At 61.3% G+C, this 11,581-nt stretch carries 13 protein-coding genes and 1 pseudogene; all 14 read left to right on the top strand.

All coding sequences use genetic code 11. The features are described from left to right. Positions 1 to 169 (top strand): annotated as a pseudogene (locus JFT80_RS18275) (flagellar FliJ family protein); the annotation flags it as partial. Positions 170 to 326: 157 nt separating this feature from the next. Next, on the top strand, positions 327 to 626 hold the full coding sequence (locus JFT80_RS18270) for an STAS domain-containing protein (RefSeq protein WP_122837941.1): 300 nt from the start codon (positions 327 to 329) through the stop codon (positions 624 to 626). Then, positions 623 to 2,338 carry a fused response regulator/phosphatase gene (locus JFT80_RS18265; protein ID WP_201148813.1) on the top strand — a complete coding sequence of 572 codons (1,716 nt, stop codon included), beginning with the start codon at positions 623 to 625 and terminating at the stop codon, positions 2,336 to 2,338. Before JFT80_RS18270 ends, JFT80_RS18265 begins: the two co-directional genes overlap by 4 nt. Positions 2,339 to 2,369: 31 nt before the next feature. Next, positions 2,370 to 2,741, top strand: coding sequence for an Hpt domain-containing protein (locus tag JFT80_RS18260; RefSeq protein WP_122837943.1), 372 nt, complete (start codon positions 2,370 to 2,372; stop codon positions 2,739 to 2,741). Positions 2,742 to 2,823: 82 nt separating this feature from the next. After that, entirely contained in the window at positions 2,824 to 4,101 is a 1,278-nt protein-coding gene (locus JFT80_RS18255; RefSeq protein ID WP_201148812.1) for a flagellar hook-length control protein FliK, read from the top strand. A 196-nt stretch (positions 4,102 to 4,297) separates the two neighbouring features. Further along, positions 4,298 to 4,801, top strand: coding sequence for a flagellar basal body-associated protein FliL (gene fliL, locus JFT80_RS18250; protein WP_201148811.1), 504 nt, complete (start codon positions 4,298 to 4,300; stop codon positions 4,799 to 4,801). A gap of 9 nt (positions 4,802 to 4,810) precedes the next feature. After that, entirely contained in the window at positions 4,811 to 5,779 is a 969-nt protein-coding gene (gene fliM / locus JFT80_RS18245; RefSeq protein ID WP_038363850.1) for a flagellar motor switch protein FliM, read from the top strand. 57 nt (positions 5,780 to 5,836) lie between these two features. Next, positions 5,837 to 6,286: a flagellar motor switch protein FliN gene (fliN, locus tag JFT80_RS18240; protein WP_008077656.1), complete on the top strand. Its 450-nt coding sequence runs from the start codon at positions 5,837 to 5,839 to the stop codon at positions 6,284 to 6,286. A 59-nt stretch (positions 6,287 to 6,345) separates the two neighbouring features. Next, entirely contained in the window at positions 6,346 to 6,726 is a 381-nt protein-coding gene (gene fliO, locus JFT80_RS18235) for a flagellar biosynthetic protein FliO (protein ID WP_201148814.1), read from the top strand. Beyond that, entirely contained in the window at positions 6,726 to 7,484 is a 759-nt protein-coding gene (fliP, locus tag JFT80_RS18230; protein ID WP_064121002.1) for a flagellar type III secretion system pore protein FliP, read from the top strand. The genes fliO and fliP overlap by 1 nt, the downstream gene beginning before the upstream one ends. After that, positions 7,481 to 7,750 carry a flagellar biosynthesis protein FliQ gene (fliQ, locus tag JFT80_RS18225; protein ID WP_046816911.1) on the top strand — a complete coding sequence of 90 codons (270 nt, stop codon included), beginning with the start codon at positions 7,481 to 7,483 and terminating at the stop codon, positions 7,748 to 7,750. Before fliP ends, fliQ begins: the two co-directional genes overlap by 4 nt. Positions 7,751 to 7,753: 3 nt before the next feature. After that, positions 7,754 to 8,539 carry a flagellar biosynthetic protein FliR gene (gene fliR / locus JFT80_RS18220; RefSeq protein WP_201148810.1) on the top strand — a complete coding sequence of 262 codons (786 nt, stop codon included), beginning with the start codon at positions 7,754 to 7,756 and terminating at the stop codon, positions 8,537 to 8,539. A gap of 3 nt (positions 8,540 to 8,542) precedes the next feature. After that, positions 8,543 to 9,682 carry a flagellar biosynthesis protein FlhB gene (flhB, locus tag JFT80_RS18215; protein ID WP_201148809.1) on the top strand — a complete coding sequence of 380 codons (1,140 nt, stop codon included), beginning with the start codon at positions 8,543 to 8,545 and terminating at the stop codon, positions 9,680 to 9,682. A gap of 237 nt (positions 9,683 to 9,919) precedes the next feature. After that, positions 9,920 to 11,581 (top strand): flagellar biosynthesis protein FlhA (locus JFT80_RS18210; RefSeq protein ID WP_201148808.1); only part of this gene is annotated, 1,662 nt, incomplete at its 3' end.

Raw genomic sequence — 11,581 nt, 5'->3', positions numbered from 1 at the left:
GAACAACCTGAACAAGGCGCGCGACACCTGGCAGCAGGCCTATGCCCGAGTGGAAGGATTGCGCAAACTGGTGCTGCGCTACATGGATGAGGCGCGCCGCCTGGAGGACAAGCGTGAGCAGAAGCTGCTGGATGAATTGTCCCAGCGGCTGCCGCGGCAAAACCCTTTTAATATCCGCCCCAAAAGATCGTCCGATCGCGGCCCGAGCCTTCGGCAGCTCCTGCAAGGCGGTGTACAGCAAGGCGGCGATCTTTTGATCTTGCTCCTGTCACCACCAAATGCTAAACCTTGTACAAGCAAGTTCCCCCAAGACAAGGAAGCCAACAATGTCAGTCGTCTCAGAAGTTTCCCCGGATGGGCAAAAACTGACGATATCGATCAAGGGTCGTTTCGATTTCGCCAAGCATCAAGAGTTTCGCCAGTCCTATGAGGACAGGAACCTCAATGCTGTGGTGGTGGATCTGAAGGACGCCACCTACCTCGACAGTTCCGCCCTGGGCATGCTGCTGTTGCTGCGCGATCACGCTGGCGGCGACCACTCCGACATTCGCGTGGTCAACAGCAGCATCGACGTGAAAAAGATCCTCGCCATTTCCAATTTCGACAAACTGTTCGACATCAGTTGAATTCGGTGCAGTCGCCGCTTGAAGCACTGACGATCCTGATCGCCGAGGACAGTGCGGCCGATCGCCTGTTGCTGTCGACCATCGTCCGCCGCCAGGGCCATGCGGTGTTGACCGCCGCCAACGGCGCCGAGGCCGTCGAGGCGTTTCGTTCGCAGCACCCGCAGTTGGTGTTGATGGACGCGATGATGCCGGTGATGGACGGTTTCGAGGCGGCCCGGCAGATCAAGGAGCTGGCCGGCGAAACCCTGGTGCCGATTATCTTCCTGACGTCGCTGACCGAAAGCGAAGCGCTGGCGCGGTGTCTGGAAGCCGGGGGTGACGACTTTCTGGCGAAACCGTACAACCAGGTGATCCTCGCCGCCAAAATCAAGGCGATGGATCGTTTGCGACGTCTGCAAGCTACGGTGCTGCAACAGCGCGACCTGATCGCCAAGCATCACGACTACCTGCTCAACGAACAGCGCGTCGCCAAAGCGGTGTTCGACAAGGTGGCGCATTCCGGTTGCCTGAGTGCGCCGAACATCCGTTACCTGCAATCGCCTTACGCGTTGTTCAACGGCGATCTGCTGCTGGCCGCGTTTACCCCGGCCGGTGACATGCATGTCATGCTCGGCGACTTCACCGGGCATGGCCTGCCAGCGGCGGTGGGCGCGATGCCGTTGGCCGAAGTCTTTTATGGCATGACCGCCAAGGGTTATGGCCTGGCCGAGACCCTGCGCGAGATGAACGCCAAGCTCAAGCGCATCCTGCCGGTGGACATGTTCTGCTGCGCGACCGTGTTGTGCCTGAGCTTTCAGCGGCGTTCGGTGGAAGTCTGGAATGGCGGCATGCCCGACGGCTACCTGCACCGGATCGCTACTGGCGAGCGCACGCCGTTGCCGGCCAGGCATTTGCCGCTGGGGGTGCTGAGCCCGCAGGCGTTCGACGATCGCACCGAAGTGCTGCCCATGGCGGTGGGTGATCGGGTGTTCCTGTTGTCCGATGGCGTGATCGACACCTGCGATGCCAACGAACAGCTGTTCGGAGTGGAGCGCCTGCAGCAAGTGTTTGCCGCCAACCGGCAGCCGGATGCACTGTTCCAGGAAATCGAGCAGGCATTGGATGATTTTCGCGGGCAAGCCCGGGACGATGTCAGTCTGCTCGAAGTCAGCCTGATCGACGCGGCGCAAATGCGCCCACCGACACTGGTCTACTCCGACAGTGGGCAGTCGTGCCCGCTGGACTGGTCCGTCAGCTTCGAATTTCGCGCCGCCTCGCTCAAGCGCTTCAATCCACTGCCCTACCTGCTGCAACTGCTCAGCGAAGTGCACGGCCTGCGGGCCCGGAGCGGAGCGCTGTACACTGTGCTGGCGGAGCTGTATTCCAATGCCCTGGAGCACGGCGTGCTCGGGCTCGACTCCAGTCTCAAGCGCGATGCCCTGGGATTTGCCCGCTATTATCAGGAGCGCAACACGCGCCTGGATGCCCTGGATGCGGGTTACGTGCGCGTGCACCTGCAGGTGGTGCCGGAGGGCGAGGGCGGTTGCCTGACCATTCGGGTGGAAGACAGTGGCAAGGGATTTGATGTGGTTCGGGTGATCGAGCGACCGCTGGACAGTGTCCGTTTGTCGGGACGTGGTATCAGCCTGGTCCGACAATTGGGGCGTAACGCCCGGTGGTCCGACGATGGTCGCAGTGCTCACGTGGAGTTTTTCTGGGAGGCTCTGGCATAATCCTGCCCATTCTTGATCAAGGAGTGAACAAGTGGATTCCCCACATCTGAATCGCGACGTTTTGCGCGCCTTGCAGGAAGTCATGGAAGATGAATATCCGATGTTGCTGGATATCTTCCTTGCCGACGCCGAAGAGCGGTTGGTTATCTTGCGCGGGACGCAGGATGCCGCGCAGCTGATGGAAACTGCCCACAGTTTTAAAGGCAGTTGCAGCAACATGGGGGCGGTTCGCCTTGCAGAGTTATGCAATGAGCTGGAGCAGCGCGCCAAAAACGGCAGAAGCACCGAACAGGGCGAGCTGGAAAAACTCGTCCATGCGATCGGCTCCGAGTTTGCTTTGGTTCTTCCTCTCTATCAGGCCGAGCGCTCCCTCGCAGGCAGTCACATCACGCGGTCCGTCTAGCGTCAGCTCAGTAAACCTGGCTCGACCTTTGCAGTAATCCATCCACTTGTATCATCGACCACAGTGCGGCGGAGACTGTCCCATGCCCGTTACCCCGAATTTTCTGCTTCAGGCCGCCGCCAAGGCCAAGGCTCAACCCGCATCCGCCAATCCCTTGGCGTCGCCCGCCGAGCCTGCGGGCAAGGCCTCGAGCTTCGCTAACGTGTATGCCCGGCAGGAGCGAACCAGGCCTGCTGACGGGTTTGACACCGCTGCCCGGACGGTGCGCGACAAGTCGCCTGACTTCGCTGCAAAGAAGGACTTGGGCAACGACAAGTCTGCCGCTGCGAAACCTCAAGTTGCCGATAGCGGCAAATCCTTGCCCGCCGACAAACCGGCGCAGGTCGACGATAAGGTCACCCGTGACGAGACCGGCGACACAACGGTTGCGGCTGACCCTGCAACTGCGCCCGTGGTTGAGTCTCAGCCCGCCACCCCTGTCGCGGCGACCGAGCCTGCGCTCGACCCCGCTACCGCCGCCGCACTGGCGGCTGCAGCCGTCGCTGCCGACCCGGATTTCGATCCTGAAGCCGACCCCCTCGATGCGCTTCCAGCCGTGCGCATGGCCCTTGAGCAGAGCGGGCATGTGTCCGCTTCCAGTCAGGCGCAAGCCAAGGCTTCCCCGACCCAGGCAGACGGCGAGCCGACTTCGGCGCAGAATTTCGCCTCCGGCCTGGCCAATATGCTGGACGTGCAAGCCGGCAAGGACAGTACCAGCGAGGGAGGAGAGAAGGCCTTCAGCGGCCTGATCGATGATGGCCTCAAGGACTTGAAAGCCTCGACCGGCGACACCCGCGTCGAAGATTTCGCCAACCGCCTGGCTGCACTGACCCAGGCGGCCACGCCCAAGACCGCCAACGCGATCCCGGTAAACCAGCCCATCGCCATGCACCAGAGCGGCTGGACCGAGGAAGTGGTCAACCGCGTGATGTATCTCTCCAGCGCCAACCTCAAGGCGGCCGATATCCAGTTGCAGCCGGCCGAGCTTGGCCGCCTGGACATCCGGGTGAACATGGTGCCCGACCAGCAGACCCAGGTAACCTTCATGAGCGCCCATCCCGGCGTTCGCGAAGCGCTGGACGGGCAAATGCACCGGCTGCGCGAGATGTTCGTGCAGCAGGGCATGGGGCAGGTCGACGTCAATGTCTCCGACCAGTCCCGGGGCCAGGATCAGCAACAGGCCCAGCAGAGTCAGGCCGGGCGCGCGCAAGCCGGTGGCGGTCGTCTGGACGCCATGGATGAAGACCTCGCCCCGGCGGTTGCGCAAGTATCCGCAGCCACCAGCGTGATCGGCTCCAGTGCAGTCGACTATTACGCCTGACACATCGGCGGTGCCCTTTTAAAAGATCGCAGCCTGCGGCAGCTCCTGCAGAATGGATCGTGTATCCCCTGTAGGAGCTGCCGCAGGCGGCGATCTTTTGCGCTTCCATCCCCACGCAGTTTTCCTTACATGGCATAACACTTGCTCTTGCCTTGCCGTGCGACTGTGAAAACCCGAATAGTGACGGATTATTGGCATGGCGAAGAGCGAAACAGCAGCAGTGAAAGACCCCGCAACCAAAGGCAAACTCAAGCTGATCATCGTGATCGTGCTGGCGTTGCTGTTGGCCATTGGTGCATCCGTGGGGGCGACCTGGTTCTTCATGCACAGCGCCCAGAGCAAGCCTGCCGAGGCCGCCGATGCTGCGCCGGTCGGCAAGCAGCCAGCGATCTTCGAGCCCATGGCGCCGGCGTTCGTGGCCAACTATAACCAGAACGGCCGTCAGCGCTACATGCAGGTGAGCATCACCATGCTGGGCCGCAATCAAGCCGATCTGGAAGCGCTCAAAGTGCACATGCCGGTGATTCGCAACAACCTGGTAATGCTCTTCTCCGGTCAGGATTTCGCCACGTTGGCGACCCCGGTCGGGCAAGAGATGTTGCGCCAGAAGGCCACAGCCAGCGTCCAGGAAGTGGCGCAGAAAGAGCTGGGCAAAGTGGTGATCGAACAGTTGCTTTTCACTAATTTCGTACTGCAGTAGGAACACGACATGGCCGTGCAGGATCTGCTGTCCCAGGATGAAATCGATGCGCTGTTGCATGGCGTCGACGATGGTCTGGTACAGACCGATAACGCTGCCGAACCCGGCAGTGTCAAAAGCTACGACCTGACCAGCCAGGATCGCATCGTCCGTGGACGCATGCCGACTCTGGAAATGATCAACGAGCGTTTTGCCCGTTACACCCGCATCAGCATGTTCAACATGCTGCGTCGCTCGGCGGACGTTGCCGTCGGTGGCGTACAGGTGATGAAATTCGGCGAATACGTGCACTCGCTGTACGTACCGACCAGCCTCAACCTGGTCAAGATCAAACCGTTGCGCGGCACCGCGCTGTTCATCCTTGACGCCAAACTGGTGTTCAAGCTGGTGGACAACTTCTTCGGCGGCGATGGCCGTCACGCCAAGATCGAAGGGCGTGAATTCACCCCGACCGAACTGCGCGTGGTGCGCATGGTGCTGGAGCAAGCGTTCGTCGACTTGAAAGAAGCCTGGCAGGCGATCATGGAAGTCAATTTCGAGTACATCAACTCGGAAGTGAACCCGGCCATGGCCAACATCGTCGGCCCGAGCGAAGCGATCGTGGTCTCCACGTTCCACATCGAACTCGATGGCGGTGGCGGCGATCTGCACGTGACCATGCCGTACTCGATGATCGAGCCGGTGCGCGAAATGCTCGACGCCGGTTTCCAGTCGGACCTCGACGATCAGGACGAGCGCTGGGTCAACGCCCTGCGCCAGGACGTGCTCGATGTCGACGTACCGATCGGCGCTACCGTTGCCCGCCGCCAGTTGAAACTGCGCGACATCCTGCACATGCAGCCGGGCGATGTGATCCCGGTCGAGATGCCGGAAGAGATGATCATGCGCGCCAACGGCGTGCCGGCCTTCAAGGTCAAGATGGGCTCGCACAAAGGCAACCTCGCGTTGCAAGTGATCGAGCCGATCGAGCGCCGCTGAAGCGGCGCCACCCTCCCTTTTTGCATTAACTGAATTGTTGCCCGCCGAGGACACATGATGAACGACGATATGAACGCCCAGGACGACCAGGCACTGGCTGATGAATGGGCTGCTGCCCTGGAAGAAACCGGTGATGGTCAAGCTGACATCGACGCACTGCTGGCGGCCGACGCATCCAGCGGCTCGCGTCTGCCGATGGAAGAGTTCGGCAGCGTGCCGAAGAACAACGATCCGGTGACACTGGACGGTCCGAACCTGGACGTGATCCTAGACATCCCGGTGTCGATCTCGATGGAAGTGGGCAGCACCGACATCAACATCCGCAACCTGCTGCAACTCAACCAGGGTTCGGTGATCGAGCTGGATCGCCTGGCGGGTGAGCCGCTGGACGTGCTGGTCAACGGCACGCTGATCGCTCACGGTGAAGTGGTCGTGGTCAACGAAAAGTTCGGCATCCGCCTGACGGACGTGATCAGCCCAAGCGAACGCATCAAGAAGCTGCGCTGAGTGAACAGGGTCCTGGGTTTTTGTTGGCATTGCCCTTGAGCGCCCTGGCGGCCGAACCGATGGCCACGGCTGCCGCGACGCCGGCGGTGGGCAGTGGGGTGGCGGGGCAATTGACGCAACTGGTGTTCGGTCTGCTGCTGGTGCTGGGCCTGATCTTCTTCCTCGCCTGGCTGTTGCGCCGCGTGCAGCAGGCAGGCCCGGCGGGCAAGGGCCAGGTGATCGAGTTGATCGGCTCGCGCGCGCTCGGCCCAAGGGATCGCTTGATGCTGGTCCAGGTCGGCAACGAGCAGATTCTGCTCGGCTTGAGCCCCGGTACCATCACCGCGCTGCACGTGCTCAAAGAGCCGGTGCCAGTGCCGAGCACCAGTGAAAAAGCCACGCCGGATTTTGCCCAGCAGTTGCTGAAGATTCTCGGCAAGGATCAGAAGGATACGAAGTAATGGGTGCGCTACGCATCGTCTTGACGCTGGCCCTGTTGCTGGCCGCGCCGCTGGCGTTCGCCGCCGATCCGTTGTCGATCCCGGCAATCACGCTGGGCACCAACGCCGACGGCGCGCAGGAGTATTCGGTCAGTCTGCAGATCCTGCTGATCATGACCGCGCTGAGTTTTATCCCGGCGGCGGTCATCCTGATGACCAGCTTCACGCGGATCATCATCGTCTTCTCGATCCTGCGGCAAGCCCTCGGTCTGCAACAGACGCCGTCGAACCAGATCCTCACCGGCATGGCGCTGTTCCTGACCATGTTCATCATGGCGCCGGTGTTCGATCGCGTGAACAACGATGCGTTGCAGCCGTATCTGGCCGAGAAACTCACGGCTCAGCAAGCGGTGGAAAAAGCTCAGGTGCCGATCAAGGACTTCATGCTCGCGCAGACCCGCACCAGTGATCTGGAGCTGTTCATGCGCCTGTCCAAGCGCACCGACATTGCCACCCCGGATCAGGCGCCGCTGACCATTCTGGTACCCGCGTTCGTCACGTCCGAGCTGAAAACCGCGTTCCAGATCGGCTTCATGATCTTCATTCCGTTCCTGATCATCGACCTCGTCGTGGCCAGTGTGCTGATGGCGATGGGTATGATGATGCTCTCGCCGCTGATCATTTCCCTGCCGTTCAAAATCATGCTGTTTGTGCTGGTGGATGGCTGGGCACTGATCATCGGCACGCTCGCCAGCAGCTTCGGCGGTGTGTCGCCATGACGCCGGAAGTGGCGGTAGACATCTTCCGCGAGGCGCTGTGGCTGACCACCCTGATGGTGGCCGTGCTGGTGATCCCGAGCTTGCTGGTGGGGTTGCTGGTGGCGATGTTCCAGGCAGCGACCCAGATCAACGAACAAACGTTGAGCTTCCTGCCGCGACTGCTGGTGATGCTGGTCACGCTGATCGTTGCCGGGCCGTGGCTGGTGCAGACCTTCATGGAATACATCCTGCAGTTGTACGGCAGTATTCCCCAGGTCATTGGCTAAGCCATGCAGTCGCTGCTGCAACTGACCGATACCCAGATCAGCACCTGGGTGGCGACCTTCATGTTGCCGTTGTTTCGCGTCGGCGCGCTGCTGATGGTCATGCCCATTGTCGGCACGACCCTGGTGCCCACTCGCGTGCGCCTGTATTTCGCCGTGGCGATTACCGTGGTGATTGTTCCGGGGCTGCCGCCGATGCCGGCAGTCAGCCCGCTTGATCTCAGTGGTCTGCTGTTGATCGCCGAGCAGATTCTGGTCGGCGCTGTGCTCGGATTTTCCTTGCAGCTGTTTTTCCAGGCCTTCGCGGTGGCCGGGCAGATTGTCGCGATCCAGATGGGTATGGGCTTCGCCTCGATGGTCGACCCGGCCAACGGTGTCTCGGTGGCGGTGATCGGGCAGTTCTTCACCATGCTGGTTACGCTGCTCTTCCTGTCCATGAACGGCCATCTGGTGGTCTTCGAAGTTCTCACCGAGAGCTTCACCACGTTGCCGGTCGGCAGTGGGTTGATGACCGCGCATTACTGGGAGTTGGCCGGCAAGCTCGGCTGGGTGCTGGGGGCCGCATTGCTGCTGGTATTGCCGGCGATCACGGCGCTGCTGGTGGTCAACATCGCGTTTGGCGTGATGACCCGGGCCGCGCCGCAGCTCAACATCTTCTCCATCGGCTTCCCGCTGACCCTGGTGCTCGGGCTGTTCATCGTCTGGGTCGGGCTCGCCGACATCATCAATCAGTATCAACCACTGGCCTCCGAGGCCCTGCAGTGGTTGCGCGAACTGGCACGGGCGCGCTGAGCCATGGCAGAGAGCGAGAGCGGTCAGGACAAGACAGAAGACCCCACGGAGAAAAAGAAAAAGGACGCCCGGGAGAAGGGCGAGATCGCCCGTTCCAAAGAGCTCAACACCCTGGCCATCATGCTCGCCGGTTCGGCCGCGCTGCTGATCTTCGGCGGTGCGCTCGCCCAGGAAATGATGGACCTGATGCGCATGAATTTCTCGCTGTCGCGCGAAGTCATCCTCGACCAGCGATCCATGGGGACCTTCCTCCTGCATTCAGGGCTGATCGCCTTGCTGGCCATCCAGCCGGTGATGATCACGCTGTTGCTCGCGGCCCTGATCGGCCCGATTTCCCTGGGCGGCTGGCTGTTCTCCGCCGGCACCATGGCGCCCAAGTTCAGCCGCATGAACCCCGGCGCCGGGCTCAAGCGCATGTTCTCCTCGAAGGCCGTGGTAGAGCTGCTCAAGGCCCTGGCCAAGTTCTTTATCATCCTGTTCGTGGCCCTGGCCGTGTTGTCCGCGGACATCGACGACCTCTTGCGCATCGCCCACGAACCGCTGGATCGGGCGATCATTCACAGCGTGACGCTGGTGGGGTGGAGTACCTTGTGGCTGGCTTGCGGGTTGATCATCATCGCGGCGGTCGACGTGCCGGTGCAGCTCTGGGAAGCCCACAAGAAACTGCTGATGACCAAGCAGGAAGTGCGCGACGAGCACAAGGATCAAGAAGGCCGGCCAGAGGTCAAGCAGCGGATTCGCCAGACTCAGCGCGAGATGTCCCAACGGCGGATGATGGCGGCGATTCCGACTGCCGACGTGGTCATTACCAACCCGACTCACTACGCCGTGGCGCTCAAATACGATTCGGAGAAGGGCGGGGCGCCAGTCCTGCTGGCCAAGGGTAGCGACTTCCTGGCTCTGAAAATTCGTGAAATCGCCGTGGCCAACAACGTCATGCTCCTTGAGTCGCCGGGGCTGGCGCGGTCGATCTACTACTCCACCGAACTCGACCAGGAAATCCCTGGCGGCTTGTACCTGGCGGTCGCGCAGGTACTGGCCTACGTCTACCAGATCCGCCAATTCCGCGCGGGCAAGGGCAAGCGCCCGGATCCGCTCAAGGACGACTTGCCGATTCCGCCGGATTTGCGTCGCGACTCCTGAGTTGTGTGCCGGTGATGCCGGCCCCCACAGAAGCAGGAATAACCGCCAAATCACCCGTCGACACACAACCTGTGGGAGCGGGCTTGCCCGCGATCAGGCCCGCCCAGGCAACACCACAATTCCTGAATTAACCCTCTCTGTTTCATCCGTTGGCAAAAGTTGGAAGGCTTCTTGCAATAGCCGCCGTGCGCCTGTGTCGGGCGTCAAAAGTTTGCTTTAAAGGAACGGGGAAAACCGGTGGATCGCTCTCAGTTAATCAACAACGCTCGCTCGAACATTGCCGACCTCAGTCGAGGCAATCTGGGCGTGCCGTTGTTGCTGCTGGTCATGCTGGCGATGATGATGTTGCCGGTGCCGCCGTTCCTGCTGGACGTGTTCTTCACCTTCAACATTGCGCTGTCGATCGTCGTGCTGCTGGTCTGCGTGTACGCCTTGCGGCCGCTGGATTTCGCGGTGTTCCCGACCATTCTGTTGGTCGCGACGTTGCTGCGGCTGGCCTTGAACGTGGCGTCGACGCGGGTAGTAATGCTCCACGGTCAGGACGGCCACGCCGCCGCCGGTAAGGTGATCCAGGCCTTCGGTGAGGTGGTGATCGGCGGTAACTACGTCGTCGGTATCGTGGTCTTCGCGATCCTGATGATCATCAACTTCGTCGTGGTAACCAAGGGTGCCGGGCGGATTTCCGAGGTGAGCGCACGTTTCACCCTCGATGCGATGCCCGGCAAACAAATGGCGATCGACGCCGACCTCAATGCCGGCCTGATCGACCAGAACCAGGCCAAGGCGCGCCGTTCGGAAGTGGCCCAGGAAGCCGAGTTCTACGGTTCGATGGACGGTGCCAGCAAGTTTGTGCGCGGTGACGCCATTGCCGGCCTGTTGATTCTGTTTATCAACCTGATCGGCGGCATGGCCGTGGGTATCTTCCAGCACGGCATGACGTTTGGCGACGCCGGTAAGGTGTACGCGCTGCTGACCATCGGTGACGGTTTGGTGGCGCAATTGCCATCACTGCTGTTGTCCACCGCAGCGGCAATCATGGTGACCCGTGCTTCCGGTTCGGAAGACATGGGCAAACAGATCAATCGCCAGATGTTCGCCTCGCCCAAGGCCCTGGCCGTGGCCGCCGGCTTGATGGCGGTGATGGGGCTGGTGCCCGGCATGCCGCACTTTTCCTTCCTGAGCATGGCTGCGCTGGCCGCCGGTGGCGCTTACCTGTTCTGGAAGAAGCAAAACGCCGTCAAGGTGCAGGCCCTGCAAGAGGTTCAGCGCCAGCAGGAACTGCTGCCATCGCCGGCCCGCGCCCTGGAAACCAAAGAGCTTGGCTGGGATGACGTGACGCCGATCGACATGATCGGCCTCGAAGTCGGCTATCGCCTGATCCCGCTGGTGGACCGCAATCAGGGTGGGCAATTGCTCGCGCGGATCAAGGGCGTGCGCAAGAAGCTGTCCCAGGACCTGGGCTTCCTGATGCCCACTGTGCACATTCGTGACAACCTCGACCTGGCGCCGAGTGCCTATCGCCTGACCCTGATGGGCGTGATCCTGGCCGAGGCGGAGATTTACCCGGATCGCGAACTGGCGATCAACCCGGGGCAGGTCTACGGCACGCTCAACGGCATCACCGCCAAAGATCCGGCTTTTGGTCTGGAGGCGGTCTGGATCGAAGTCAGCCAGCGTGCCCAGGCGCAGTCGCTGGGATACACTGTGGTCGATGCCAGTACAGTAGTGGCCACTCACTTGAACCAGATTCTGTACAAGCACTCCAGCGAGCTGATCGGGCACGAAGAAGTGCAGCAACTCATGCAATTGCTGGCCAAAAGCTCGCCCAAGCTGGCAGAAGAGCTGGTGCCGGGCGTGGTGTCGCTGTCGCAGTTGCTCAAGGTGCTGCAGGCTTTGCTC

The sequence above is a fragment of the Pseudomonas sp. TH10 genome (genome assembly GCF_016651255.1).
In the GTDB taxonomy this organism is placed as follows: domain Bacteria; phylum Pseudomonadota; class Gammaproteobacteria; order Pseudomonadales; family Pseudomonadaceae; genus Aquipseudomonas.
Note: the sequence above shows the minus strand (reverse complement) of the source record. Positions and strands in the feature narration are given on the sequence as shown.

What these genes read in the sequence shown, in the direction of transcription:
- JFT80_RS18270 (WP_122837941.1), top strand. Translation starts at nt 327, where the DNA reads ATGTCAGTCGTCTCAGAAGTTTCCCCGGATGGGCAAAAACTGACGATA.
- JFT80_RS18255 (WP_201148812.1), top strand. Translation starts at nt 2,824, where the DNA reads ATGCCCGTTACCCCGAATTTTCTGCTTCAGGCCGCCGCCAAGGCCAAG.
- fliL (WP_201148811.1), top strand. Translation starts at nt 4,298, where the DNA reads ATGGCGAAGAGCGAAACAGCAGCAGTGAAAGACCCCGCAACCAAAGGC.
- fliM (WP_038363850.1), top strand. Translation starts at nt 4,811, where the DNA reads ATGGCCGTGCAGGATCTGCTGTCCCAGGATGAAATCGATGCGCTGTTG.
- fliN (WP_008077656.1), top strand. Translation starts at nt 5,837, where the DNA reads ATGAACGACGATATGAACGCCCAGGACGACCAGGCACTGGCTGATGAA.
- fliO (WP_201148814.1), top strand. Translation starts at nt 6,346, where the DNA reads ATGGCCACGGCTGCCGCGACGCCGGCGGTGGGCAGTGGGGTGGCGGGG.
- fliP (WP_064121002.1), top strand. Translation starts at nt 6,726, where the DNA reads ATGGGTGCGCTACGCATCGTCTTGACGCTGGCCCTGTTGCTGGCCGCG.
- fliQ (WP_046816911.1), top strand. Translation starts at nt 7,481, where the DNA reads ATGACGCCGGAAGTGGCGGTAGACATCTTCCGCGAGGCGCTGTGGCTG.
- fliR (WP_201148810.1), top strand. Translation starts at nt 7,754, where the DNA reads ATGCAGTCGCTGCTGCAACTGACCGATACCCAGATCAGCACCTGGGTG.
- flhB (WP_201148809.1), top strand. Translation starts at nt 8,543, where the DNA reads ATGGCAGAGAGCGAGAGCGGTCAGGACAAGACAGAAGACCCCACGGAG.